This window comes from Pseudomonas sp. LY-1 (assembly GCF_053502595.1).
Genome location: NZ_CP094353.1, coordinates 3,672,453 through 3,697,886, shown reverse-complemented (window position 1 = coordinate 3,697,886; position 25,434 = coordinate 3,672,453). Strand labels below are relative to the sequence as shown.

The 25,434-nt window shown below is 62.4% G+C and carries 23 protein-coding genes and 1 pseudogene; 14 read left to right on the top strand and 10 right to left on the bottom strand.

The genetic code is table 11. The features are described from left to right. Positions 1 to 98 precede the first annotated feature (98 nt). The 6 genes from MOQ67_RS16850 to xylB all read left to right on the top strand — a co-directional run bounded on the left by MOQ67_RS16850 (position 99) and on the right by xylB (position 6,777). Entirely contained in the window at positions 99 to 641 is a 543-nt protein-coding gene (locus tag MOQ67_RS16850) for a cytochrome b (protein ID WP_102617458.1), read from the top strand. Between the two features lie 163 nt (positions 642 to 804). Continuing rightward, positions 805 to 2,337 carry a sugar ABC transporter ATP-binding protein gene (locus tag MOQ67_RS16845; RefSeq protein WP_017845740.1) on the top strand — a complete coding sequence of 511 codons (1,533 nt, stop codon included), beginning with the start codon at positions 805 to 807 and terminating at the stop codon, positions 2,335 to 2,337. A 13-nt stretch (positions 2,338 to 2,350) separates the two neighbouring features. Further along, positions 2,351 to 3,319 (top strand): ABC transporter permease subunit, encoded by a 969-nt coding sequence (locus MOQ67_RS16840; RefSeq protein WP_086005473.1) that lies wholly within the window; start codon positions 2,351 to 2,353, stop codon positions 3,317 to 3,319. Between the two features lie 34 nt (positions 3,320 to 3,353). Then, entirely contained in the window at positions 3,354 to 4,286 is a 933-nt protein-coding gene (locus tag MOQ67_RS16835) for an ABC transporter substrate-binding protein (RefSeq protein WP_057004076.1), read from the top strand. 21 nt (positions 4,287 to 4,307) lie between these two features. Continuing rightward, entirely contained in the window at positions 4,308 to 5,300 is a 993-nt protein-coding gene (locus tag MOQ67_RS16830; RefSeq protein ID WP_046383370.1) for a LacI family DNA-binding transcriptional regulator, read from the top strand. Positions 5,301 to 5,316: 16 nt separating this feature from the next. Next, positions 5,317 to 6,777 (top strand): xylulokinase, encoded by a 1,461-nt coding sequence (gene xylB / locus MOQ67_RS16825; protein WP_198717901.1) that lies wholly within the window; start codon positions 5,317 to 5,319, stop codon positions 6,775 to 6,777. A 102-nt stretch (positions 6,778 to 6,879) separates the two neighbouring features. Here xylB and MOQ67_RS16820 read toward each other — a convergent pair whose 3' ends face one another. Then, entirely contained in the window at positions 6,880 to 7,320 is a 441-nt protein-coding gene (locus MOQ67_RS16820) for an Lrp/AsnC family transcriptional regulator (RefSeq protein ID WP_017845744.1), read from the bottom strand. Positions 7,321 to 7,429: 109 nt separating this feature from the next. Between MOQ67_RS16820 and MOQ67_RS16815 the strand changes: the two genes are divergently transcribed. After that, on the top strand, positions 7,430 to 8,323 hold the full coding sequence (locus MOQ67_RS16815; protein ID WP_198717900.1) for a DMT family transporter: 894 nt from the start codon (positions 7,430 to 7,432) through the stop codon (positions 8,321 to 8,323). Positions 8,324 to 8,363: 40 nt separating this feature from the next. Here MOQ67_RS16815 and MOQ67_RS16810 read toward each other — a convergent pair whose 3' ends face one another. Both MOQ67_RS16810 and MOQ67_RS16805 read right to left on the bottom strand, forming a co-directional pair. Next, positions 8,364 to 10,352: a peptidase U32 family protein gene (locus tag MOQ67_RS16810; RefSeq protein WP_448675528.1), complete on the bottom strand. Its 1,989-nt coding sequence runs from the start codon at positions 10,350 to 10,352 to the stop codon at positions 8,364 to 8,366. Between the two features lie 139 nt (positions 10,353 to 10,491). Continuing rightward, positions 10,492 to 10,872 (bottom strand): RidA family protein, encoded by a 381-nt coding sequence (locus MOQ67_RS16805; RefSeq protein ID WP_198717899.1) that lies wholly within the window; start codon positions 10,870 to 10,872, stop codon positions 10,492 to 10,494. A 198-nt stretch (positions 10,873 to 11,070) separates the two neighbouring features. Between MOQ67_RS16805 and MOQ67_RS16800 the strand changes: the two are divergent. Both MOQ67_RS16800 and MOQ67_RS16795 read left to right on the top strand, forming a co-directional pair. Then, a pseudogene (locus MOQ67_RS16800) lies at positions 11,071 to 11,838 on the top strand (PAS domain-containing protein); the annotation flags it as partial. 93 nt (positions 11,839 to 11,931) lie between these two features. Next, positions 11,932 to 12,426 carry a methyl-accepting chemotaxis protein gene (locus MOQ67_RS16795; RefSeq protein ID WP_232591880.1) on the top strand — a complete coding sequence of 165 codons (495 nt, stop codon included), beginning with the start codon at positions 11,932 to 11,934 and terminating at the stop codon, positions 12,424 to 12,426. Between the two features lie 20 nt (positions 12,427 to 12,446). On the opposite strand, the gene MOQ67_RS16790 is transcribed toward MOQ67_RS16795, so the two are convergent. Then, the gene (locus MOQ67_RS16790) at positions 12,447 to 13,316 is read right to left on the bottom strand and encodes an isocitrate lyase/PEP mutase family protein (RefSeq protein WP_017845749.1); all 870 of its coding nucleotides are present in this window, start codon (positions 13,314 to 13,316) and stop codon (positions 12,447 to 12,449) included. Positions 13,317 to 13,463: 147 nt separating this feature from the next. Next, on the bottom strand, positions 13,464 to 14,366 hold the full coding sequence (locus MOQ67_RS16785; protein WP_017845750.1) for a GGDEF domain-containing protein: 903 nt from the start codon (positions 14,364 to 14,366) through the stop codon (positions 13,464 to 13,466). Positions 14,367 to 14,554: 188 nt separating this feature from the next. On the opposite strand from MOQ67_RS16785, the gene MOQ67_RS16780 reads away from it, so the two are divergent. The 3 genes from MOQ67_RS16780 to MOQ67_RS16770 all read left to right on the top strand — a co-directional run bounded on the left by MOQ67_RS16780 (position 14,555) and on the right by MOQ67_RS16770 (position 16,803). Beyond that, complete coding sequence (locus MOQ67_RS16780) at positions 14,555 to 15,469, top strand: universal stress protein (RefSeq protein ID WP_198717898.1); 915 nt, start codon at positions 14,555 to 14,557, stop codon at positions 15,467 to 15,469. Between the two features lie 51 nt (positions 15,470 to 15,520). Continuing rightward, positions 15,521 to 16,441, top strand: a complete 921-nt coding sequence (locus tag MOQ67_RS16775; protein WP_046484209.1) for a universal stress protein — start codon at positions 15,521 to 15,523, stop codon at positions 16,439 to 16,441. Positions 16,442 to 16,551: 110 nt separating this feature from the next. Further along, positions 16,552 to 16,803, top strand: a complete 252-nt coding sequence (locus MOQ67_RS16770) for an Lpp/OprI family alanine-zipper lipoprotein (protein WP_017845753.1) — start codon at positions 16,552 to 16,554, stop codon at positions 16,801 to 16,803. 13 nt (positions 16,804 to 16,816) lie between these two features. On the opposite strand, the gene MOQ67_RS16765 is transcribed toward MOQ67_RS16770, so the two are convergent. Together MOQ67_RS16765 and MOQ67_RS16760 are read right to left on the bottom strand one after the other, a co-directional pair. Then, positions 16,817 to 17,800, bottom strand: a complete 984-nt coding sequence (locus tag MOQ67_RS16765) for a zinc-dependent alcohol dehydrogenase family protein (protein ID WP_046484211.1) — start codon at positions 17,798 to 17,800, stop codon at positions 16,817 to 16,819. A gap of 30 nt (positions 17,801 to 17,830) precedes the next feature. Then, complete coding sequence (locus tag MOQ67_RS16760; protein ID WP_017845755.1) at positions 17,831 to 18,460, bottom strand: helix-turn-helix domain-containing protein; 630 nt, start codon at positions 18,458 to 18,460, stop codon at positions 17,831 to 17,833. A gap of 362 nt (positions 18,461 to 18,822) precedes the next feature. Here MOQ67_RS16760 and MOQ67_RS16755 point away from each other — a divergent pair, with 362 nt between their 5' ends. Then, positions 18,823 to 21,192 (top strand): phosphoketolase family protein, encoded by a 2,370-nt coding sequence (locus tag MOQ67_RS16755; protein WP_198717897.1) that lies wholly within the window; start codon positions 18,823 to 18,825, stop codon positions 21,190 to 21,192. 3 nt (positions 21,193 to 21,195) lie between these two features. Here the strand turns inward: MOQ67_RS16755 and MOQ67_RS16750 are convergent, their stop codons facing one another. From MOQ67_RS16750 to MOQ67_RS16740, 3 genes are all read right to left on the bottom strand, one after another. Then, positions 21,196 to 21,621, bottom strand: coding sequence for a potassium channel family protein (locus MOQ67_RS16750; protein WP_017845757.1), 426 nt, complete (start codon positions 21,619 to 21,621; stop codon positions 21,196 to 21,198). Positions 21,622 to 21,654: 33 nt separating this feature from the next. Next, on the bottom strand, positions 21,655 to 23,478 hold the full coding sequence (gene ftsH / locus MOQ67_RS16745; RefSeq protein ID WP_198717896.1) for an ATP-dependent zinc metalloprotease FtsH: 1,824 nt from the start codon (positions 23,476 to 23,478) through the stop codon (positions 21,655 to 21,657). 79 nt (positions 23,479 to 23,557) lie between these two features. After that, positions 23,558 to 24,205 carry a BON domain-containing protein gene (locus tag MOQ67_RS16740; protein ID WP_017845759.1) on the bottom strand — a complete coding sequence of 216 codons (648 nt, stop codon included), beginning with the start codon at positions 24,203 to 24,205 and terminating at the stop codon, positions 23,558 to 23,560. Positions 24,206 to 24,488: 283 nt separating this feature from the next. Here MOQ67_RS16740 and MOQ67_RS16735 point away from each other — a divergent pair, with 283 nt between their 5' ends. Then, positions 24,489 to 25,409, top strand: coding sequence for a universal stress protein (locus MOQ67_RS16735; RefSeq protein WP_017845760.1), 921 nt, complete (start codon positions 24,489 to 24,491; stop codon positions 25,407 to 25,409). The last annotated feature ends 25 nt before the right edge of the window (positions 25,410 to 25,434 follow it).

Sequence of the window (25,434 nt, the reverse complement as noted above, 5' to 3'; positions counted from 1 at the left end):
CAGCGATCTTCAGATTGTCTTAAGACTAGCCGGGCAGGGTGACCGCGACTTTATCAAGGCCGGGTTCGGCCCCAACCCCTGCACAAGGTGCCTTTTCTATGAGCGAAAACCTGATGACAGCGCGCTATTCAAGGCTGTCGATGATTCTGCACTGGTTGATGCTGGCGTTGTTTGTCGGCGTGTACGGTTGCATCGAAATCAAAGGTCTGTTGCCCCGCGGGCACGCACTCAAGGGGCTGTTCCTCGGCGCCCATGCGCTGTTCGGTATCGGGATTTTCCTGCTGGTCTGGCTGCGCCTGCTCGGGCGCCTGACGCCGCGCCCACCGATCGTGCCGCGCCCGCCGGCCTGGCAGACGGGCGTGTCGCACCTGATGCACCTGGCGTTGTACGGCCTGATGATCGTCACGCCGCTGCTGGCCTGGCTGATGCTCAACGCCGCAGGCAAACCGGTGCCGTATTTCGAGTTTTCCTTGCCGACCCTGGTCGCAGCGGACCCCGACCTGGCCAGGCAGTTCAAGCACTGGCATGAATGGTTGGGCAGCGCCGGTTATTGGCTGATCGGCCTGCACGCCGCCGCCGGTTTGTTCCACCACTATTGGGTGCGGGACAACACCTTGCTGCGCATGCTGCCAAAACGTTAAGAACGCTGAGGTTGCGGTTAAGTCGCTTGGTGAAACGTTTCATCAAGCGACAAACGGGCTACGCAAGCGCTTGCGTAAGCAAATCTATCTGATTAGAGTCGGTGGTAATCGGCTCTGATCCAAGGAGCGCGAATACAAAAATAATAAATTCAGGAGCTCAGTCATGAGCCTCGAACCCTTGCTTGAAATGCAGGGCATCAGCAAAACCTTCAGCGGTTTGCGCGTGCTCAAGAATGTCAGCCTGAAAGTCTACCCCGGCGAAATCCACGCCTTGATGGGGGAGAACGGCGCCGGCAAATCCACCCTGATGAAAATCCTCTCCGGCGCTTACCAGGCCGACCCGGGCGGCACCATCCGCATCGCCGGCCAGCCTGTCGCCACGTTCGACCCCGCCACCGCCAAAGCCCTCGGCATCGCCGTGATCTATCAAGAACTGAGCCTGTGCCCGAACCTGAGCGTGGCCGAGAACATCTACCTGGGCCGTGAACTGCGCCGTGGCTGGACCATCGACCGCCAGGGCATGCAGGCCGGTTGCGTGGAGGTGCTGCAACGCCTGGGTGCCGAGTTCACCGCGGCGACGCGGGTCAGCAGCCTGTCGATTGCCGAACGCCAATTGGTGGAAATCGCCCGCGCCCTGCATGCCCACGCCAAAATCCTGGTGATGGACGAGCCCACCACGCCGCTCTCGTCGCGCGAGACCGATCGCCTGTTCGCACTGATCAAACAGCTGCGCAGCCAGGGCCTGGCGATCATCTATATCAGCCATCGCATGGCTGAGATCTACGAACTGTCGGACCGGGTTTCGGTGCTGCGCGACGGCCAGTACATCGGCGAACTGACCCGCGACGCGCTGTCGGCCGAGGTATTGGTGAAGATGATGGTCGGCCGCGACCTCTCCGGTTTCTACAAGAAGGAACACGCGGCCTATGACCCTGGCGCGGTGGTGATGCGCGTGCGCGACATGGCCGATGGCAAACGCGTGCGCAACTGCAGCTTCGACCTGCATGCCGGCGAAGTGCTGGGCATCGCCGGCCTGGTGGGGGCAGGGCGCACCGAACTGGCGCGGCTGATCTTCGGCGCCGACCCGCGCACCGGCGGCACCCTGGAAGTGGTGGGCAAGACCGTCACCCAACTGCGCACCCCGGCCGACGCGATCCGCGCCGGCGTGGTGTACCTCACCGAAGACCGCAAGGCCCAGGGCCTGTTCCTGGACATGAGCGTGGCCGACAACATCAATGTCTGCGCCTGTGTGCCGGACGCCCATGCCGGTGGCGTGCTCAATCGACGGCATGCCGCGCAACGCTCGCAGGACGCGATCAAGTCGCTGTCGATTCGCGTGGCGTCGGGCAAGGTCAACGTCGGCGCGTTGTCCGGCGGCAATCAGCAAAAGGTTTTGTTGGCGCGGCTGCTGGAGGTCAAGCCGCATGTGCTGATCCTCGACGAACCCACGCGCGGCGTGGACATCGGCTCCAAATCCGAGATCTACCGCATCATCAATCAACTGGCGCAGGCCGGTGTAGGCGTCGTGGTGATTTCCAGCGAGTTGCCGGAAATCATCGGCACCTGCGACCGCGTGCTGATCATGCGCGAAGGCCAGTTGGTGGCCGAAGTCGGCGGGGCTTCGGGCCACGTCATTTCCCAGGAACGTATTATTGACCTCGCCACCGGTGGCGATCAGGTGGCTGCCCATGGCTGATTCGAACAACACAATGACCCTCCCGCCAATCGGCAAGGCCGAGCGGCTCAGGGAACTGATGCGCAGCGTCGGCATGCTGCCGGTGCTGGTCCTGCTGCTGGTGGGCTTTGCCCTGGCCAGCGAAAACTTCCTGACGGTGCAGAACCTGTCGATCATCACGCAACAGGCCTCGGTCAACGTGGTGCTGGCGGCGGGCATGACCTTTGTGATCCTCACCGCGGGCATCGACCTGTCCGTCGGCGCGATCCTCGCGGCGTCCGCCGTGGTGGCGTTGCAGGCCTCGATGTCGCCGCAGTTCGGCATGTTCGGGATTGCCGCCGGGATTGGCTTTGGCCTGTTGCTGGGCCTGGTCAACGGAGGGTTGATCGCGTTCATGCGCTTGCCGCCGTTTATCGTCACCCTCGGCGCGCTGACCGCCATGCGCGGCCTGGCGCGTTTGCTGGCCGACGACAAGACCGTGTTCAACCCTGACCTGCCGTTTGCCTTTATCGGCAACGACTCGATCCTCGGCGTGCCGTGGTTGGTGGTGATCGCGGTCGCGGTGGTGGCGTTGTCGTGGTTCATCCTGCGGCGCACGGTGATGGGCGTGCAGATCTATTCGGTGGGCGGCAACCCGGAAGCGGCGCGGCTCTCCGGGATCAAGGTGTGGAAGGTGCTGCTGTTCGTCTACGCGATGTCCGGTGCGTTGGCCGGGCTTGGCGCGGTGATGAGTGCTTCACGCCTGTTCGCCGCCAATGGCCTGCAACTGGGGCAATCCTACGAGCTGGATGCGATCGCCGCGGTGATCCTCGGCGGCACCAGCTTTACCGGCGGCGTCGGCACCATCGGCGGCACGCTGATCGGCGCACTGATCATCGCGGTACTGACCAATGGCCTGGTGCTGCTGGGCGTCTCGGATATCTGGCAGTACATCATCAAGGGCATCGTGATCATCGGCGCGGTCGCGCTGGATCGCTATCGCCAGTCCGGTGCGCGGACCTGAGTTCACTCCTACAACAATCACAAGAGAGACCCACATGAACCTAAAACACATCTTTCCCGTCATTGCCTTGGCTGCCCTGATGTCCCAAGCCGTGGAAGCGCGTGAATTGAAAGCCCTGGGCATCAGCATGGGCTCGCTGGGCAACCCGTATTTCGTGACCCTGGCCGACGGCGCCACGGCCCGCGCCAAGGAGCTGAACCCGGGCGTCAAGGTCACGTCGGTGTCGGCCGACTATGACTTGAGCAAGCAGTTTTCGCAGATCGACAACTTCATCTCGTCCAAGGTCGACCTGATTCTGATCAACGCCGTCGACCCCTCCGCCATGGCCTCGGCGATCAAGAAAGCCCGTGACGCCGGTATCGTCGTGGTGGCGGTGGACGTGGACGCCAAGGGGGTCAACGCGACCGTCCAGACCGACAACGTCGAAGCCGGCAAACTGGCCTGCCAATTCCTGGTGGACAAACTCGCGGGTAAAGGCAACGTGATTATCCAGAACGGCCCGCAAGTGACTGCCGTGACCGACCGCGTCAAAGGTTGCAAGGCCGCCTTGGCCGCTGCGCCGCAGATCAAGGTGCTGTCCGATGACCAGGACGGCAAGGGCTCGCGTGAAGGCGGCCTGAACGTGATGCAGGGCTACCTCACGCGTTTTGCGAAAATCGACGGTCTGTTCGCGATCAACGACCCCCAGGCCATCGGCAGCGACCTGGCGGCCAAGCAGCTCAAACGCAGCGGTATCATCATCACCTCGGTGGATGGCGCACCGGATATCGAGAATGCGCTGAAGACCGACACCCAGATCCAGGCGTCCTCCAGCCAGGACCCATGGGCCATGGCGCAGACGGCGGTGAACATCGGCAATGACCTTCTCAACGACAAGGCGCCGGCCGAAACGGTTACGCTGCTCACGCCCAAACTGATCACCCGCGACAACGTCGCGACGTACAGCGGCTGGTCGAGTAAACACTGAGTCATTGAGGGGGACAGCGCCGTGGTCACCATGGATGACGTCGCAAGCAGAGCGGGGGTGTCGACGTCAACGGTGTCCCATGTGTTGAACGGCACCCGCAAGGTCAGCCCGGCCACGGTGCAAGCGGTGCAGCGCGCGATCCAGGAACTGGGTTATATCCCCAACACCCTGGCGCGCTCGCTGGCGCGTTCGAGCACCAACACCATCGGCGTGGCGATCTCGGCGCTGTCCAATCATTACTTCAGCGAAACCGTACACGCGATCGAAACCGAGTGCGCCAAGCACGGCTACATGATGCTGTTCGTCGATACCCACGACGACCCGGAGCAGGAGCTGCGGGTGGTCACGGCGCTGCATCACCGGCGCGTCGACGGCATTGTATTGGCGCCCTCGAACGGTTCGCTGGCCCTGGAGTATCTGCGGGCCAGCGAGATTCCGGCGGTGCTGGTGGACCGGATGATGAGTGAGCAATTCGATCAGGTCGGGGTGGCGAATACCCAGCCCACCCAAGCGCTGATTGCCCACCTGATCGCCCATGGGCATCGCCGAATCGGCTTTATCGCCGGGCGCCCGGGGTTCAGCACCACGGATGAACGGGTGGCTGGTTACCGCGCGGCATTGGCGGCCGCGGGGCTGGCGTTCGATCCGCAACTGCTGGTCAACGGCGGCTCCAACACCGAACCTGCACGCCAGGCCACGGTGCAGTTACTGGGCCTGGCTGCGCCGCCGACCGCGATCATGGCCGGCAACAACCTGATGACCCTCGGCGCCATGCAGGCCTTGCGCGATGCACATATCGAAGTGCCGGCGCAGATGGCGCTGGTGGGCTTCGATGATTTTGATTGGGCGGATTTCTTTGTGCCGCGCCTGACGTTGATCGCCCAGCCGGTCCAGGCGCTCGGCGCTCGTGCGGTCAACCTGTTACTGCAACGCATGGCCGCACCCGATGCGCCGACCCGCAGTGTGCGTCTGGAGCCGACCCTGCAAATACGTAACTCCTGTGGCTGTGATTGATTGGAATGACACGCGTATGAACACTGCTGTTTCCCTCGGCATCGACCTGGGCACCTCGGAACTCAAAGCCATCCTGATGGACGCCAGCGGCGCGGTGCTGGCTCAGGCCGGCGTGCGCTTGAGCGTCTCGCGCCGGCACCCCGGCTGGTCCGAACAGGCGCCGCAAGACTGGTGGCAAGCCTGTTTGCAGGCGCTGGATGTGTTGCGCGCTCATGAATCGTTTGCCCGTGTGGCGTGCATCGGCCTGTCCGGGCAAATGCACGGCGCGGTGTTGCTGGGGGATGACGACCGCGTGTTATACCCGGCGATTCTGTGGGACGACTCGCGCGCGGTGGCCGAAGCGGCACAGCTTGGGCCAGGGTTTGCCGACGTCACCGGCAGCTTGCCCATGGCCGGCTTGACCGCGCCGAAACTGCTCTGGCTGCAACGGCATGAGCCCGAGGTGTTCAAGGCCATCGATTGCGTGCTGTCGCCCAAGGACTACCTGCGCCTGCGCTTGAGCGGGGAGCGCGTCAGCGAGATGTCCGATGCGGCCGGAACGCTGTGGCTGGACGTGGCCAATCGTCAATGGTTCAGCCCCATGCTGCGGGCCACCGGCCTGGCGCTGGAACAAATGCCCAGGCTGGTGGAGGGCGGTGCGGCAAGCGCGTGTCTGACCGCCCGCGAGCTGGGTTTGCGCGCCGAGGTGGTGATTGCCGGCGGCGGTGGCGACAACCCGGTTGCGGCGGTCGGCATCGGCGCGATCAATGCTGGCGACGGTTTCATCACGCTGGGCACCAGCGCGGCGATTGTCGCCATCACCGACCATGCGGCGGGCAACCCGGCCAGCGCGGTACACAGCTTCTGCCATGCGCTGCCCGACCGTTGGTACACCATGGGCGCGATGCTGGCCGGCGCCAGTTGTTTGCGCTGGGTCACGCGCCTGACGGGCATGCCGGATGAACAGGCGCTGTTGGATCAGGTCCAGGCCCAGTTGCCCATCGGCCAATCGGTGCCGCTGGACACACCGTTGTTCCTGCCGTACCTGGCCGGCGAACGCACCCCGCATAACGACCCTTTATTACGCGGCGGCTTTATGAACCTGGGCCACGACTGCACCCCAGCGATGCTGGGGTATGCGGTGATGGAAGGCGTGGGTTTTGGCCTGCTCGACGCGTTGCGCGCGGTGCAATCGAGCGGCGCCGACGTCACCGCCTGTGCGCTGGTGGGTGGCGGCGCGCGCAGTGGGTATTGGGCGCAGTTGCTGGCCAACATCCTGCAGCGGGAAATCTTCACGCTGCACGGCAGTGAACTGAGCGCGTGCATCGGCGCGGCGAAGTTGGGCTTTTTGGCCATCGGGCAGGGCGCGGCGTTGCTCGCGGCGGGCATGCCGGTCAAGGCGCGGTATGTACCGGACGTGGCGCAACAGCCGGTGCTGGAGGCGCGTTATCGCAAGTTTCAGGGGCTGTTGGGCGCGGCCAAGGCTCTGCACGACTGACTTGACCTGGCCCTGTGGGAGGGAGCTTGCTCCCGATAGCGGAGTGTCAGTCACTGCATAAGTGCCTGAACCACTGTTATCCCCACCTAAGGTTTGTCGGCGTTAGTCCGTCAGCGGTGGCAGGCGCCGCTTCACTGGGGTTTTCTTGACGATGGCGGTGTTGGTTTCGGCATAGACGTTGAGCCGATCCAGCAGGCTGTCGAGGTGGTCCATGGTGCGTACATGCAGGCGTGCGATGAAGCAGTCCTCGCCGGTGACTTTGTCGCATTCGGTGAATTCGGGGATGGCCTGGATTTGCCGCTCCACTTCCTGCAATTGGCCGGGCAGGGGACGGATACGCACGATGGCTTGCAGCAGGTAGCCGAAGTGCTTGGGGTCGATGTCGACCGTGTAATGGGTCAGCACGCCGCGCTCTTCCAGGCGGCGCAGGCGTTCGCCGACGCTGGGCGAGGACAGGCCGGTGATGCCGGCCAGGGCCTTGAGGGACAGCCGGGAGTCGTCCATCAAAGCGCCGATCAGTTGTTGGTCGATGGTGTCGATCATGGTGTGTGCCTAATAAATAAAGGTCATTGAGGCTTTTCGCCTTTTTTAGGCGCTGGAGCCGCGGCGAACCAGCTTGCCATAATTGAACCTCACTTGAGGAGTCTCAATCATGGACACATCCATCCGTCGCGGGTCGTGGGAAATGGTCGCCGCCATGCTGATCTCGGGCACCATTGGCTGGTTTGTACTGGTGTCGGGCGTATCGGTGCTCGAAGTGGTGTTCTGGCGCTGCGTGATCGGGGCGCTGACATTATTGCTGGTGTGCGCGCTGCTCGGGTATCTGCGCCGGGACTTGCTCAGTTGGGCCGGGCTCGGCCTGGCGATGCTCAGCGGAGTGGCCATTGTCGGCAACTGGTTGCTGCTGTTCGAATCGTATTCCCGCGCGTCCATCGCCATCAGCACTGCGGTGTACAACGTGCAGCCGTTCATATTGGTGATGCTGGCGGCGCTGTTTCTCGGTGAAAAGCTCAGCGTGCCGAAGCTGGCGTGGCTGAGTGTGGCGTTCCTCGGGATGCTGGCGATTGTCAGCGCCCATGGCAATCAGCCAACCGGCGGCGACTACCTGGCCGGTATCGCCCTGGCCCTCGGCGCGGCGTTTCTGTATGAGCTTGCCGCGCTGATCATCAAGCGCCTGAAGGCGGTGCCGCCGCATTTGATCGCGCTGATCCAGGTCACGACCGGTGCGTTGTTACTGGCGCCGCTGGTGCCGTGGCACAGTCTGCCGGTGGCGCACAACGCCTGGGCGGCCTTGTTGACGCTCGGGGTGGTACACACCGGTTTGATGTATGTGTTGCTGTACGGGGCGATCCAGAAGTTGCCGACGGCCATCACCGGCGCGTTGTCGTTTATCTACCCGATTGCGGCGATTCTGGTCGATTGGATTGCCTTCGGGCATCGCCTGGGTTGGCTGCAATGGCTGGGTGTCGCCGCGATTCTGTTGGCTGCCGCCGGTTTGCAAAGGGGCTGGTGGTGGCGCCCCAAAGCGGTGGTGCAAGTGCAGTGATCGAGAGCGAGCGCGCCGTTGCAGCGCGCCCGCGGTTCGATCAATGCGGCGCGCGCGGGATGGTCTTGAGCAGATCGTCCGGGCTGATGTAGCCGACCACGCTGCCTGGCTGCGGCAACCCGAGGATGTGCCCCTTGATCTTGCCCACCACATGCATTTCGCATGGCTTGCAGTCGAATTTCAGGGTCAGCACTTCATCGCCATGGATCAACTGCATCGGCGCAACCTTGGTCTTCACCCCCGTCACGCCCTTGGCCTGTTTGGGGCAGAGGTTGAACGAGAAACGCAGGCAGTGCTTGGTGATCATCACCGGCACTTCACCGGTTTCTTCGTGGGCTTCGAAGGCCGCGTCGATCAGTTTCACGCCGTGGCGGTGGTAGAAATCCCGGGCCTTCTGGTTATACACGTTGGCCAGGAACGACAGGTGCGCTTCCGGGTACACCGGCGGCGGGCTGGTTTCGGCCTTGCGTCCACCACGCGGGTGAGCGTCGATGCGCGCCGCTGTCAGCGCTTCGATCACTTCACGGCGCGCGGCCTTGAGCTGCGAGTTGGGGATGAAGAATGCCTGCGGCGCATCCAGCTCAATGGCGGTGGCGTGGTATTCGGTGGTGCCCAGTTGGCCGAGCAGGTCACGCAGGGTGTCCAGCGCCTGTTCCGGTTTGTTGGCCACGCCGAACGGGCCGGGCAGGGCGACGCTGGCGGTGATGCCTTCTTCGCTGGTGGCGTTCAGTTCCAGGCGCTCTTCGCGCAGTCGGGCGACCCACGACAGGCCGATCCGGCGCTCGGCGGAGGTTTTGAGCAGCGCCTGTTGCCAGTTGTGGTCGAGGTTGCGGTTCAGCGGGTGGTTGGGGCGCAACTGATGCAGGCCGGCCGGCATTTCGTTCGGCTCGACGCGATAGCGGTAGCGCTTCTCGCCGTCTTCCTCGAACTCGCCCTTGGCTTCGGCGATATTGGCGCGGAAACCCACCACTTCGCGCTTGACCAGCACATTCAGGCCGTCGCCGTTGGACAGCGGCTCATGGGTGATCACTTGCAGGTCGCGTTTGCCGGCTTTTTCCACCACGCCCACCGGCAGGCCGGTGAAGGTCGGGGTGTCGAAGGCGCCGATGTCGATCTTGCGGTCGCTGACGAAATAGTCGGTGCTGCCCCGGTGGAAGGTCTTTTCCGGGTCGGGCAGGAAGAAATGCGAGGTCCGGCCGCTGGAGGCGCGGGCCAGGTCGGGGCGGTCTTCGAGGATCTCGTCGAGGCGCTGGCGGTAATAGGCAGTGATGTTCTTCACATAGCCCATGTCCTTGTAGCGCCCTTCGATCTTGAACGAGCGCACACCGGCATCGACCAGGGCGCGCAGGTTGGCGCTCTGGTTGTTGTCTTTCATCGACAGCAGGTGCTTTTCAAAGGCGACGACGCGGCCTTGATCGTCTTTGAGGGTGTACGGCAGGCGGCACGCCTGGGAACAGTCGCCGCGGTTGGCGCTGCGGCCGTTCTGCGCGTGGGAGATATTGCACTGCCCGGAGAACGCCACGCACAGGGCGCCGTGGATGAAGAACTCGATGGCGGCATCGGTTTCATCGGCAATGGCGCGGATTTCCTGCAGGTTCAGCTCGCGGGCCAATACCAGTTGCGAGAAGCCGGCCTGGTCGAGAAATTTGGCGCGGCCCAGGGTGCGGATGTCGGTCTGGGTGCTGGCGTGCAGCTCGATCGGCGGAATATCCAGCTCCATCACGCCCAGGTCTTGCACGATCAACGCATCGACGCCAGCGTCGTAGAGCTGATGGATCAGCTTGCGCGCCGGTTCCAGTTCGTTGTCATGCAAGATGGTGTTGAGGGTGGTGAAGACGCGGGCGTGGTAGCGCCGGGCGAATTCAACCAACTGCGCGATATCGCTGACCTCGTTGCAGGCGTTGTGGCGGGCGCCGAAGCTTGGGCCGCCGATGTAGATGGCGTCGGCGCCATGCAGGATGGCCTCGCGCGCGATGGCGACATCGCGGGCAGGGCTGAGCAATTCCAGGTGATGCTTGGGCAAGGACATAGTTTTTTTAGTCAGGCTTGTCACGGTCGAGGCGCGCATTGTAGCCGTGAAACGCCTGACCGGCACCTACCGCAGGGCCGCCGGCGGGCTTGGCCTGCAAGGTGCCAGGCCAATGACGGGGGTTTCAATCGACGCGGGTTCAGGCCTTGGCGGCCATCGCGGTGACTTCCACACGCATGCCTTCCACCGCCAGGGCCGCCACGCCAAGCGCGGCACGCACCGGCCACGGTTTGGCGAAGAAGCGCTTGTAGACCTCGTTGAACGCCGCGCGGTCGGCCATGTCGGTCAGGTAGATGGTCAGGTGCATCACCCGGTCCATGGAACTGCCGGCGCGTTCAAGGGCAACTTTCAGCGCTTGCAGCGTGCATTCGCTTTGCGCGGTGATATCGCCCAGTTCCAGGCTGCCGTCGGCGCGGGTCGGGATCTGGGTGGAGACCAGGATGCCGTTGAAGCCGATCACGTCGGAGGAAATCGAGTCGGCATCCGGATCAGGGGTGAAGGATAGGTCGTTGTTGGCCATGCGGATCTCTTGGCAGGGAAAGGGTGGTCAATTTAAACACAGGGCGCGCGCGGATCAGTACCCTTCGGCTTTGCAGGCGTGGCGAGCGACGGGTATTTGACGTCAAATGATATTTATTTTTCATCGGTCAAGTCCGGTATTTATTGGCCGATAGCGCAGGAAATAAACCGCGATTCCACACACGGCTGAGGCTACGTCATGTTCAATCACACACTAAAAACAGAACTGGCGGCCAGGAGGGCCGAAGTCGCTGAATACCAAGGATTGATTGCCGCGCTTGAACGCTCCATGGCCGTGGTCGAATTCGACCTCAATGGCAAGGTGTTGCGCGCCAATGACAACTTTATGAAAACCCTGGGTTACAGCAGCGCTCAATTGGCCGGCAAGACCCACCGTGATTTTTGCCCGTCGGCGCTGACCAGCAGCCCTGCCTATGCCGAGTTCTGGCAGGAACTCAGGGCCGGCAAGTTCGTCTCGGGCACATTCAAACGCGTGGACGCCCACGGCAAGATCATCTGGCTGGAGGCCAGCTACAACCCGGTGCTGGATGAGCGTGGCCAGGTTGTGAAAGTGGTCAAGTACGCCCTCGACGTCACGCGCAAAGTGGAGCAGGAGGCGGCGACCCGCAGCAAGCTGGCTGCGCTGGACCGGGCGATGGCCGTGATTGAGTTCGACTTGAACGGGCAAGTGCTCGATGCCAACGAGAATTTCCTCACGGTCATGGGGTATTCACTGACGGAACTCAAAGGCAAGCATCACCGTATGTTTTGCGAACCGGCCCAGGTCAACAGCCCTGAGTACGCCGACTTCTGGCGACGCTTGAACAATGGTGAATTCTTCACCGGGCAATTCAAGCGTATCGGCAAGCACGGCCGCGTGGTGTGGTTGGAGGCGAGTTACAACCCGGTGTATGACGGCGACGGCAAGCTGATCAAAATCGTCAAGTTCGCCAGCGACATCAGCGAGCGTGTCGAGAAGTTCGAGGAGGATTCACGCGGTGCTTCCCGCGCTTACCATATTTCCTCGGAAACCGAGCGATTCGCCGAACATGGCACCCAGGTGATCCACGAAACCGCCAGTGAAATGCGCCGCATTGCCGATAATATCGGCGCCTCGGCACGCCTGGTGGGGCAGTTGGGCGATCGTTCCGAGCAGATCACTGCGATCGTCAATACCATTCGCGGTATTGCCGACCAGACCAACCTGCTGGCGCTCAACGCCGCCATCGAGGCCGCGCGCGCAGGCGATCAGGGCCGTGGTTTTGCGGTGGTGGCCGATGAGGTCAGGCAACTGGCGGGGCGCACCAGCCGTTCCACCGCCGAGATTGCCGAGATGATCGGCCTGATTCTGTCGGAAACCCGTGACGCAGTCGCCAGCATGAGCGCGACCCAGGAAGGCGCGCAACGTGGCGTCAGCCTGGCCGACCAGGCGGGTGCGGTGATTCTGCAGATCCGCACCAGCACCAGCGATGCGGTGCAAGCCGTGAGCATGTTTGCGTCAAAGCTGGATGAGTCGGAGGTGGTTCCGAAAACCGCTGTCGGCTGGGTCGGCTAGACGCGCACCCGGGGTCAGTCTCACTCCTCTACATCCATGAACTCTTTGGCCCAGGCCACGTAGCTCTCCGGCAGGGTGTAGGTGTGAGTAAGCTCGGTGGCACTGAGGTTCGAGGTGCTGTGGGTGAGCTGACGTTGGGCGCGCAGGCTGTCGTAGGTGGCCTTGATCGCCGCGAAGTAGGCGCCGTGGCCGGCCACCACGATGCGTACTCCCAGGCTTGCCAGGCGCTGGCTGTCATTGAGTTTCGGGTTGCCGTAGGTCACCAGCATCAAGGGCACCGTGAGTTGTTGCGCAATCTGCTCAAGGTGCTCGAAGTCGCTGACACCCACCATGCAGATCCCATCGGCACCGGCTTTTTCATAGGCCAGGGTGCGTTCGATCACAGCCTCGGTCGGCAACACCTTCGCGTTAGTGCGGGCGATGATGGACAGCTCGGGGTCGACCCGTGCTTCAAGGGCGGCCCTGACTTTGCCGATGCCTTCCTCGATGGAAATCAGATCGGTCGATTTGCGCCCGAACTGCGCCGGCAACAGCGTGTCTTCAATCGTCAGTGCCGCTACGCCTGCGCGTTCCAGCTCCGCGACGGTACGCATGACATTCAGGGCATTGCCATAGCCGTGGTCGGCATCGGCAATCACCGGCAACTGCGCAACGCGGCCGATCCGGGTGGCTTGTTCAACGAACTCACTCAAGGTGATCAACGCAAAATCGGGTGCCGCCAGTACCTGCAGCGAAGCGACCGAGCCCCCCAGAATGCCGACCTCGAAGCCCAGGTCGGCGGCGATACGCGCCGACATCGGGTCGAACACAGAGGCCGTCTCAACGCACAGTGGCGTAGCAAGCAGTTCACGGAAATTACGACGCAGGGCTGAGTGGGACACTTTGGGCATGATCTTTCCTGGTTCTGGTCATTGTCGACTGACGATCAATGCCTATTCATAGTCGTCAGAGATTACCACGCCACAAAACCCAGGATTATGACGTTTGAGAATGGGCTATGCCCACCGCACATACGGTGGGCGCGAGGTGTGCGCCGTTCAGTCGGCAGGCTGGCTAAGCAGGTTGAAATGACAGGCGCTGCCACCGCGTCGTTTAGCCTGGTACATCGCGTCGTCGGCCCGTGCGAGCAGTTGCTCGACGCTTGCCCCGTCCCATGGATACAGGCTGATGCCGACGCTGATGTGTGTGTTCAGGCGGTGGGCATCGATCATGAACGGCTGGTTGATCGCGCCGATCAATTTATCGGCCAACACCTCGACCTGCCTGGCGTGGTCCATACCGGTCACCAGGATCGCAAACTCGTCGCCGCTCAAACGGCCGACGACATCGGACCTGCGCACCGACTGGCTGAGGCGTTCGGCCACCGCCACCAGCAATTTGTCGCCGCACGCATGCCCATGGGTGTCGTTGACCGCTTTGAAACGGTCCAGGTCGATAAACATCAACGCCAGCGGCTGTTGCTGCTGGGTGGCATGACTCATCGCTTGATTGAGCAGGCTCAGAAACAGGCTGCGGTTGGGCAAGCCGGTCAGTCCGTCATGGAACGCCAGTTGTTGCATGCGCGCACGTTCTTCGTCCATCACCTTGAAGTTGTGCAGGATCGCGATGAAGTGTGTGACCACGCCCTGCGGGTCGAGCACCGGGGTAATGACCTGATTGATCGTACAGTTGGAGCCGTCCTTGCGGCGCTCGACCATCTCGCCCTGCCAGGTCAGGCCCGCCATGATGGTCATCCACAGCTCCCGATAGAACGTGGTGGTTTGCCGTCCCGACGACAAAAGGTGCGGGGTTTTACCGACCAGCTCCAGCTTCGAATAGCCACTCAACAGGCTGAACGCTCGGTTGATCCACACAATGCAACCCGATCTCTCGGTGATCAGCACCGGGTTTGTCGCCGCGTCCAACGCCCTCACCAACACTTGCTGCTCATCTTCGATCATGGTGCCCTCCGACGGAGCCGGTGACGCTGCAAGTCTTGATGCAGGCTAGGGGCAAGGGGCCCGGCGGCTGTTGATGAAAATCAACTTTTGCGGGCACCAACTGATAAAGATCAAGTAGCCGCTGAGCCGGAACGCTCAATCTGAAGGCCTATCCACCGAATCAGATGGCCGCGTGCCGAGGTGCCCCCATGTTGCAGACTCAGCGTTTACTGTTGATTGCCCCTTCGTCCATGACCCGCACACCGGCGTTCGATCGTGCAGTTGCCTTGGCGCGCGCGATGCAGTTGCCGTTGCATATCGTGGCATTCGACTATTTGCAGGCCCTGGCGATCGCCGGGCTGTTTGCGCCCGAACAGATCAATCGGGCCCGGGAAGGGTACCTGGACACCCATCGCCACTGGCTCGCCGAGCAGGCCGAGGTAATGCGCCAGCGCGGGGTCGAGGTCACCAGCGAGGTGGTCTGGGTGCATCATCCTTATGAGGAAATCCTGCATTTCGTCAACGAGATGTCGCTGGCCCTGATCATCAAGGATGCCGAGGAAGAGCCGGCGTTGAAACGGGTGTTCTTCACCCCGCTGGATTGGCAACTGCTGCGCGACTGCCCGGTGCCGGTGCATCTGGTCACCGACTCGCGCCACCCGTTGCCACGCAAGGTGCTGGCGATTGTCGATGTGTTGCGCAGCGAGGAGCAGGACCAGATCTTCAATGACCAGATTGTCGAAGCGGCGGTCAAGCTGGCGGCGCAATGCCAGGCCCAGCTCGAGTTGCTGCATGTGTACGACTGGGCCGCGGTGTATGCCAAGGACATGGGCTTCGGCGCGGTGCCCCTGGCCGCCGGGCTCTATGAGTCGTTGAATGAAGCCCAGCATGAGGCGTTTGCCGCGTTGGCCGAGCGCCAGGGGATTCCCGTCGAGCATCGGCACTTTATCGAGGGCACGCCGCTCTTCAACATTTGCGACTTCGCCCGCGATCACCAGATCGACATCATCGTCATGGGCACCGTGCAGCACTGGGGCTTGAACAAGCTGTTGGGCACTACCGCCGAAAGCCTGCTGCACCACGCGCCGTGCAGCATGTGGGCGATCAAACCGACGCGCAGTTGATGAAGGATTGAACCTGGCGCCAGGACCAACCGGTGCCCGACGAGGTGCGAAATGAGCCAATATCAACGTCTGTTGCTGATCACCGACCGTTCGTTGTATCACTCCCCGGCGCTGCTGCGCGCGGTGGCCCTGGCCAAGGCCAGCGGCGCGGCGCTCGATATCAGGGCGTTTATCGAACCTGCGCCGATCATTCATTTGTGGGAAGAACACGTCGATGAGTCGGTTTTCCAGGACTATCTGCACCGCTATCGCGATTGGCTGGTCGACGAAGTCCAGCGCCTGGGCGGTAACGGGCTGAAGGTGACGGTTGAATTGCTCTTCACCACCCACCCTGTGCTGGAGATCCTGCGCACGATCGCCGATCTGAACCCGGACCTGGTGATCAAGGACGTGAAGCTGGAGCCGGTTCTCAAGCGCATATTCATCACCCCGCTCGATTGCCACCTGCTGCGCGAGTGCCCGACCCCCCTGCATCTGGTGAGTCAGGCACGCTACGGTTTGCCCCATCGCGTGGTGGCGGCCGTCGATCCGTTCGAGCCCGGCACGCAGATCAGCGGTCTGAACGACACCATCATTCAGTGCGCCTACTCCATGGCCCTGCAATGCGATGCGCCGCTGCATCTGTTGTACGCCTATGACCTGTCCCCGGCATTCAACGGCGATGCGCCGATGGCCATGGGCGGTTGGAACGTGGACTTCGCCGAAGAGCTGCGCCAGTCGTTGCACCAGGCATTCGTCACCTTGGCCGACCGTTATGGCGTACCGCCGGAAAGACGGCACTTTGTCATGGGCCAGCCAGTGCCGGTGATTCAGGAGTTTGTCGAGCAATTCCAGGCCGACGTGGTGGTCATGGGGACTGCTCACCGGGTCGGGCTCGACCGACTGATCGGCAGCAACACCGAACGGGCGCTGTATTCGGTGCCGGGCAGCATTTTAGCGATCCGCCAGCCGGGAAACGACGTCAAGGGCTAGCCCGGGCTCTGATCCTTTATTGACAAAGGTCAGAGGCACGGCGGGCCCACGCCGGATACTGAAAATGTGCGTTGTTGATTTCTTACCGCGATGAATCGAGGGGAAACACCATGAACCGCTACCTGTCCGTTTCACTGTTGGCGCTGGTATTGGCAACGTCCGCCGGGTGCAGTCAACATGTCAAGGAGCTTGAGGCTCGCCTGGACTCCGCAGAAAACAATGCCGCCACGGCGCGCCTGCGCGCTGACGAAGCCTACCTCAAGGCGGAGCAGGCGATGGCGCTGGCCAACCAGGCCCAGCGCACCGCCGACGAAGCCAACGAGAGAGCGATCCATATGCTGACCAGCGCGACCCGCAAATAGCCGCTGCTGCGTGTTATGGGGTCAGCACGATCGCGCCGTTGAACTGCCCGCTGCGCAGGTGCGCCAGTGCCTGATTGGCGTCTTCCAGGGCGAAGCGGGTGATGTCGCAGTGGATCGGCGTGTGCTGCACGGTTTGAAAGAACGCCGTGCCGTCCTGTCGGGTCAGGTTCGCCACTGAACGCACGCTGCGTTCGCCCCATAGCAGTCGATAGGGGAAGGCCGGAATATCGCTCATGTGAATCCCGGCGCAAATCACACAGCCGCCCTTGACGGTGGCGGCCAATGCCAGCGGTACAAGCGCTCCGACCGGGGCGAATATCAGGCTGGCATCCAGCAGGTGCGGCGGCAGTTGGTCCGAAGGCCCGGCCCACACGGCGCCCAATGAGCGTGCATAGGCCTGACCTGCGCTGTCACCCGGGCGGGTGAACGCGTACACCTGTTGCCCGCGGCCCAGCGCCACCTGGATCGCCAGATGGGCGGCCGCACCGAAGCCGTAAAGCCCCAGGTGGGCGGCGTCCGCGGCCATTTGCAAGGCGCGAAAGCCGATCAGGCCGGCACACAACAGGGGCGCGGCTTGAACGTCCGACAGTGTGTCGGGAATCGGCAGGCAGAAGCGTTCGTCCGCCACCGTGTATTCAGCGTAGCCGCCGTCCAGATTGCAGCCGGTGAACAGCGCCTGATCGCAGAGGTTTTCCCGGCCCGATCGACAGAAGGCGCACTCGCCGCAGGTCCAGCCGAGCCACGGCACCCCGACGCGGCGGCCGATCCAGTCAGCCCCGACCGTGGCGCCCACGGCCGTCACTTCACCGACGATTTCATGGCCTGGCACCCGTGGCAGTTGCGCTTGCGGCAACTCGCCGTCGACCAGGTGCAGGTCGGTGCGGCACACGCCACAGGCCAGGACCTTGATCAACAGCTGCCCGCTTCCGGGTGTCGGGATCGGGCGCTGCTCCAGTTGCAGCGGCTGGCCGGGGGTGTGCAGAACCATCGCACGCATGACGAATCTCCAGGTGTTCGGGCGGTAATGCTAGATCGGTCGGCGGCAGCCCGCGACCAGGCGCTTGAGACCTTCCAGGTCCAGGATCGTGACGTTGCGGCCGACGATCTGCGCCAACCCCTGGTCGCGCAGGTGCGCGATGCCGCGGCAGATGGTTTCCAGGCGCAAGCCCAGGTAGGAACCGATTTCCTCACGGCGCATTTTCAGCACAAAGTGCCTGGCCGAATACCCGCGGGAGCTGAAGCGTTGCGACAGGTTCAGCAGGAACGCGGCCAGGCGTTCATCCGAACTCATGTTGCCCATCAGCATCAGCAGGGTGTGATCCTGCACGATTTCACGGCTCAGCAGCCGCGTGAGGTTGTGCTGCAGCGACGGAAGGTTACGCGCCAGGCTCTCCAGATGGGCGAAGTGGATGGGGCAGACCTCACTGTCCTCAAGGGCGACCGCCGTGCAGGCGTGTGCATCGTCACTGATGGCGTCCAGGCCGAGCATATCGCCGGAGAGTTGAAAGCCGGTCACTTGTTCACGCCCATCGACAGACACGATGCCAGTCTTGAACGAGCCGGTGCGAACCGTATACAGCGAACGCAAGGGGTCGCCGGTACGGAATAAAGCTGCGCCTTTTTTGACCTTGAAGCGTTGCACCACCAATGCATCCAAGTGGGACACGTCAGGACTATCGAGACCGATTGGCAAGCTGCATGCCGACACGCCGCAACCGGAACATGCCGTTTTGGGGGGGATTACCGGTCTGGGGCAAGAGGTGTGCGGTAGCACCGTCGAGCGACCGACTAAACGCAGGTGATAGGAATTCATGCATGCGCTCCGTCCAGGCATGTGCCTGAGTGATAGAGAGAACGAGGAAAATGCGCTGCCGGCGCTTTTACTCAATATCCCGAGTTCCTGTTTCAATTGAGCTTCAGCGCCGGCTTTAAGACTTGATATACATCAAGCCTCGCGCAGTTGAGGCACCCAGAATCGACGAACGACAATCCACGGGTCGAGCCTTGACGGAGGGGTGTATGAGCGATTTTTTGAGTGCAGAGGAGCTGGACGGGCTGGACGCGTATTGGCGGGCGTCCAATTACCTGGCGGTCGGGCAGATCTACCTCAAGAGCAACCCGTTGTTAAAGACACCCTTGACCCTGGCGCACATCAAACCGCGCCTGTTGGGGCATTGGGGCACCACGCCGGGGCTGAATCTGCTCTATACGCACCTCAATCGACTGATCAACCAGTACGACTTGAACATGCTCTTTGTCGCCGGCCCCGGGCATGGCGGGCCGGCGGTGGTCGCGCAGACCTACCTGGAAGGCACCTACACCGAGTGTTATCCCTCGGTGGAGCGCAATGCCAATGGCCTGCTGCGGCTGTTTCGGCAGTTTTCCTGGCCCTATGGGATTTCCAGCCACGTTTCGGCGCAGATCCCGGGCTCGATCCATGAAGGCGGCGAGCTGGGTTACTGCCTGGCGCACGCCTACGGCGCGGTCTTCGATAACCCGGACCTGATCGTCGCCTGCGTGATCGGCGACGGCGAGACCGAAACCGGCCCGCTGGCCGCCAGCTGGCACTCCAACAAATTCATCAACCCCGCGCGCGATGGGGCAGTGCTGCCGATCCTGCACCTCAACGGCTACAAGATCGCCAACCCCACGGTCCTGTCCAGGATCAGCGAAGATGAACTGTCGGCGCTGTTGTATGGCTATGGTTACGATGCGTACTTCGTCGAAGGCGATGACCCGGCGCAGGTGCATCAGGAGCTTGCCCGCACCCTTCACACCATGCTGCTGAAAATCCGCGAGATTCAGCACGCGGCGCGCCAGCCCCGGCGGGCCGAGACGCCGGAGCGCCAGCTGTGGCCGGTGCTGGTATTGCGCACGCCCAAAGGCTGGACCGGGCCGAAATTTGTCGATGGCTGTCGGGTCGAAGGCACCTGGCGCGCACACCAAGTGCCGTTGGCCAACTTTCAGGCGCCGGGGCATGTGCAGCAACTGGCGGAATGGCTGAACAGCTACCGTCCCGACGAACTGTTCGATGCCGACGGCGCCTTGCTCCCGGAAATCGCCGCGCTGGCGCCCACCGGGCACCGCCGCATGAGCGCCAACCCGCACGCCAACGGCGGGCTGGTATTACGCACGCTCGACTTGCCATGCTTTACCGACTACGCGGTAGCCCTGCCGGCCCCCGGTTGCCTGCGTGCCGAGGCGACCCGGGTATTGGGCAGCTTTTTGCGCGACGTGATGAAAAACGCACAGGGCGCCGCCAACTTCCGCCTGTTCGGCCCGGATGAAACCGCCTCCAATCGCCTGGACGCCGTGTACGAGGTCAGCGCCAAGGCCTGGATGGACCCGTTGGAGGCCGACGACGTGAACCTGGCGGCGGATGGCCGGGTCATGGAGATTCTCAGCGAACACGTGTGTGAGGGCTGGCTCGAAGGCTACCTGCTCACCGGGCGTCATGGCCTGCTGTCGTGTTACGAAGCGTTCATCCATATCGTCGATTCGATGGTCAACCAGCATGCCAAGTGGCTGAAAACTGCGGCCGACGTGCCCTGGCGCAAGCCGCTGGCGTCTCTCAACCTGCTACTGACGTCCCATGTCTGGCGCCAGGACCACAACGGGTTCTCTCATCAAGACCCCGGCTTCATCGACCTGGTGGCGAACAAGAAGTCCGACGTGGCGCGCATCTACCTGCCGCCGGATGCCAACTGCCTGCTGTCGGTGGCGGATCACTGCCTGCGCAGCCGCAATTACATCAATGTCATCGTGGTGGGCAAGCAGCCGGAGTGGCAGTGGCTGGATATCGACGCGGCCGTGCGTCATTGCCTGGCGGGCATCGGCCGCTGGGACTGGGCCTGCCGCGATGATCAGGAGCCGGACGTGGTCATGGCCTGCGCCGGCGACGTACCGACCCTGGAAACCCTGGCCGCCGTGACATTGCTGCGCGAATACGTGCCGGATCTGCGGGTCAGGGTCATCAATGTGGTGGACCTGATGGTGCTGCAGTCGTCATCGCAGCATCCCCATGGCCTGGCGGATGCCGCCTTCGATGAGTTGTTCACCACCGACAAACCGGTGATCTTTGCCTTCCACGGCTACCCGGCGCTGGTGCATCGGCTGCTGTACAAGCGCACCAATCACGACAACTTCCATGTGCGCGGCTTCATCGAGGAGGGCGCCACCACCACCCCGTTCGATATGGCGGTGATCAACAACCTGGATCGCTACCGGTTGGCGTTGGACGTCATCGAGCGCGTGCCCCGGCTGCACGAACAACGCCACACCGCGCAGGCGCGCTACTGGGCGATGATGGAGAAACACAAGCTGTACCTGATCGAACACGGCGAAGACCTGCCCGAGGTGCTGAACTGGCAATGGACCCCGGCCGGCTAGGGGCTACTTGTTCTTCCAGTACTTCTGCATTTCCAGGAACAGAAAGGACGCCGTCCACGTGATCAGCACCAGACCGGTCAGCGCTTGCAGGCCGGTCAGGAACTTGATGTGGCCCATGGGGGTGATGTCGCCGAAACCGATGGTGGTGTAGGTCGTGAAGGAAAAGTACACGCAGTCCATGAACGAGCCATCGAACTGGCCCGACAGGCGGCCCCACTCGCCGTCGCGTGTCATCAGGTAATAGACCAGGGCGAAGCACCAGACTTCGATCGCGTGGGCGAGCAGGGCACCGAAGACCCCGATGACCATCCTGAAGCGGCTCCAGACCTTGAGCCGCGGCAACCAGTCGTTCAGGCGCAACAGGCATTCGTAATGAATGACCACGGCGATGATGACCACCAGCGTATTAATCAGCGTGACGGCCAGCATGGCGAGCCTCAGTGCGTGGTTTCAGGGCGACGCTCAACCTGCGGCGACCGGCACGGGTTTCATTGGCAGCAGCGCGGGGAAGTCCTCTGGGGTCAGGCTTTCCTTTTCCATCAACAGGCGCGCGCCGGCCTCCAGGTCGGCGCGATGCGCCTGGAGTAAGCTCTTGGCGCGGGCGTAGGCCTCGTCGAGCAGGGCGCGTATACACAGGTCGACTTCCCTGGCGGTCTGTTCCGAATAATCTTTCTGCCCCGTACTCTGCATCTGCTCACCCAGGTAGGTCATGTTTTGTCGCTCCAGCACCGACTGCCCCAGTTCGGCGCTCATGCCGAAGCGGGTCACCAACTGCCGCGCGATATCGGTCGCACGGGCCAGGTCATCGGCGGCCCCGGTGGACGTCTGAGCATATATCAGAAATTCGGCGGCGCGGCCGGCCATCAGCACGACGATGCGGTCTTTGAGCATCTGGTAACTGATCAGGAAGTGGTCCTCCGTCGGGCGCTGCAGCGTGTAGCCCAACGAGCCAATGGCGCGCGGCACGATGGACACCTTGTGTACCGGGTCCATGGCCGGCAGGTGGCTCGCCGCCAGTGCATGGCCCATCTCGTGGTACGCCACCACCTGGCGTTCTTCGGGGCGCAGCACGCTGCTCTTGCGTTCGATGCCCGCGATCAGGCGTTCCACGGCCGCGGTGAAGTCGTCCAGGCCGACCGTGTCGGCGCCACGGCGGGTGGCGACAATCGCCGCTTCGTTGACCAGGTTCGCCAGGTCGGCGCCGGTGAAACCGGTGGTGATGTCGGCAATGCGCTCGCTGTCGAGGGCCTTGTCCACGGTGATTTTCTGCAGGTGGACCTTGAGAATCGCCTGCCGCCCCTTGCGGTCAGGGCGATCGATCAACACCTGGCGGTCGATCCGGCCGGCGCGCAGCAGCGCCGGGTCGAGAATCTCCGGGCGATTGGTCGCAGCGAGCAGCACCACGCCCTCGCGGGGATCGAAGCCGTCCAGTTCGGCCAGCAGCTGGTTGAGAGTCTGTTCCTTTTCGTCATTGCCGCCCATTACACCGACGCCACGCATCTTGCCCAGGGCATCCAGTTCATCGATGAAAATGATGCACGGCGCCGCTTGGCGCGCCTGTTCGAACAGATCGTGGACCCGCGCAGCGCCGACGCCGACAAACATCTCGACGAATTCCGAGCCCGAGATCGAGAAAAACGGCACCCCGGCTTCGCCGGCGATGGCTTTGGCCACCAGGGTCTTGCCGGTGCCCGGCGGACCGACCAGCAGCGTGCCTTTGGGAATATGCGCGCCCAGCCGTGCGTACTTGGCCTTGTCCTTGAGGAACGAGACGATCTCCACCAGTTCGGCCTTGGCTTCGTCGATGCCGGCGACATCCGCGAAGGTGATCCCGGTGTCGCGCTGGACAAACACCTTGGCCCGGGACTTGCCGATGTTCATCAGCCCGCCCAGGCCCTGTTTTTCCGCGACGCCGCGAAACAAAAAGTGCCAGACCACCATGATCAGCATAAAAGGCAGCAGCCAACCCAGCAGGCCGCTTAAAAAGGTATTGTCAGTGACCCCGGTGAAGCTCGCGCCCGACTGCGCCAGGCTGGTGGCCAACGTCGGGTCGACCCGCACCGTCGTGAACAGGTTATGGCCGTCGATCGGTACTTGCAGCTTGCCGCTGATCTGGTCTTTCTCGACCTGCAGGTCGCTGACTTTCTGCTCGTTCAGCAACTGCAGAAACTGACTGTACGGGATGTTTTGCACCACGCGGTGTTCCGTCCATAGAAACTGCACAACGGTGAACACGACAAACGCGGTCAGAAAGTAAGACAGGTTCCACTGATGGTTCTTTTTCATGACCTTGACTCAAAAAAGGGCACGCAAGGCAGACACAAACGTTGAATGCCCCAGTCGGCGCACTGGAGCATGCATCACCTCAGGCGAGCAGCAGGTGATCTTCCACCCGCGTGACGCCCGGCACCGACCAGGCCGCCCGTTCTACGAGCTTGCGCTCGCGCCACAGGTGAACCTTGCCGTCGAGCCGAACCACATCACCGTCGACCCTGACATGAATGTCCTTGGCGTCCACTTCAGCATTGCGTTTGAGCGCATCTTCGATGCGTTTGCGGATATCGACGATGTCTACCCGCGGGCTCAGGGTCAGCCGATTATCCACCCCAAGCACGCCGGACAGCTTGCGCACCGCCTTCTCTACGGTTTCCTTCTGGTACTGCCAGTCGACTTGGCCTTCGAGGGTGATCCAGCCGTTCTGAACGATGACCTTAACCGCATTCGCCGGTACGTCGGCGCTCCAGTTGATGATGCTCAGGGCGCGGGAGGCGATGGTGTCGTCCGCGGTTCCGGCGCCTTTGTGCAGGCGCACCTGGATCTCCTCGGCGACTGCGCGCACGCCTTTGATGCCTTTTACCGCGCGCTCGGCGCAGACCTTCTGTTCATAGCTACTGACATGTCCGGTGAGCGTGACAACGCCGTTTTCCACGGCAACACCGATGCTGGCTGCATCGATCTGCGGTTGGAATTCAAGCTCTTCCATAATGGCTTTGCGCAAACTCAAGTCGCTCATGATGGTGTCCTCAATCGAATTCGTGGCTGATGACGGGCCGAGAGTGGCCAGTCACTGGTTTCTACGCTCGAACCACGGAAAATCATTGAGCTATATCAACAAGGCCTGAGTGATTCACTCATTGTGTGAAAGCCAGCCATTAGTTGACAAAGATCAGAGCGCGCGCCCTATGGCGCCAGATACTTGACCGACGGTTTTCAGTCACAACAACAGGGCGCCACGCTGCTCGCTAGGACGTCGGGTTGCAGTCAGGTGATTACATGCGCCCAGGCCGAGGTATCTAATGCTGCCACTCAAACGTATTTTATTGATTGCACCCTCGGAGATGACACGCACCCCGGCCTTTGACCGGGCCCAGGCACTGGCCATTGCAACCGGCGCGTTGTTGCACATTGTGGCGTTTGATTATGTCGCATCGCTGGAGGTGGCCGGCCTGTTTGACCATGACGCGATGGCCCGGGCCAGGGAAGGCTACCTGCAGGTCCACCGCCACTGGCTGGAGCAGCAAATGCGCGTTCAACGGCGTGCGGGGCTGGCGGTCAGCTGTGAAGTGGTGTGGGCCAAACCCAACCTGGCGCACGTGCTGGCGTATGTGAACGACTTTCACGCCGACCTGGTGATCAAGGACGTCCAGCATGTCTCGGCCCTTGACCGGACCTTCCATCAACCCCTGGATTGGCTGTTGTTGCGCGATTGTCCGGCCTGCCTGCACCTGGTCACCGACGCCAGGCACCCCAAACCGTTGAAAGTACTCGCGGCCATTGACCTGTCGCACCTCGAAGAACTCACATACGGGCTGAACGAGCGCGTGCTCGAACTGGCTTCGACATTGGCGCATGTGTGTGATGCCCATCTGCACCTGCTCAATGTCAGCAACTGGTCGGTGGTGGGCGATACCCCCACGAGCGTGCCGACCCAAAGCCTGGATAGCAGTTTGGGCGAGGCGGTCAATGACGCGCAGGTGGAAGCCTTCGATGTGCTCGCCGAACGCTATGGGGTCGAGCAGGAACGCCAACATGTGCTGACCGGCATTCCGCACAAAGTGATCAGCTTGTTTGCCCGGCGCAATGCATTCGACGTGGTGGTGCTTGGCACGGTCTATCGCGACAAGCTTGACCGACTGATCGGCAGCACCGCCGAGAGTGTGCTGAACCGCACCTCCTGCAGTTTGATGATCGTCAAGCCATCACCCTGGGTTGACTGAAACCACCGATCCCATGAGACCTCAA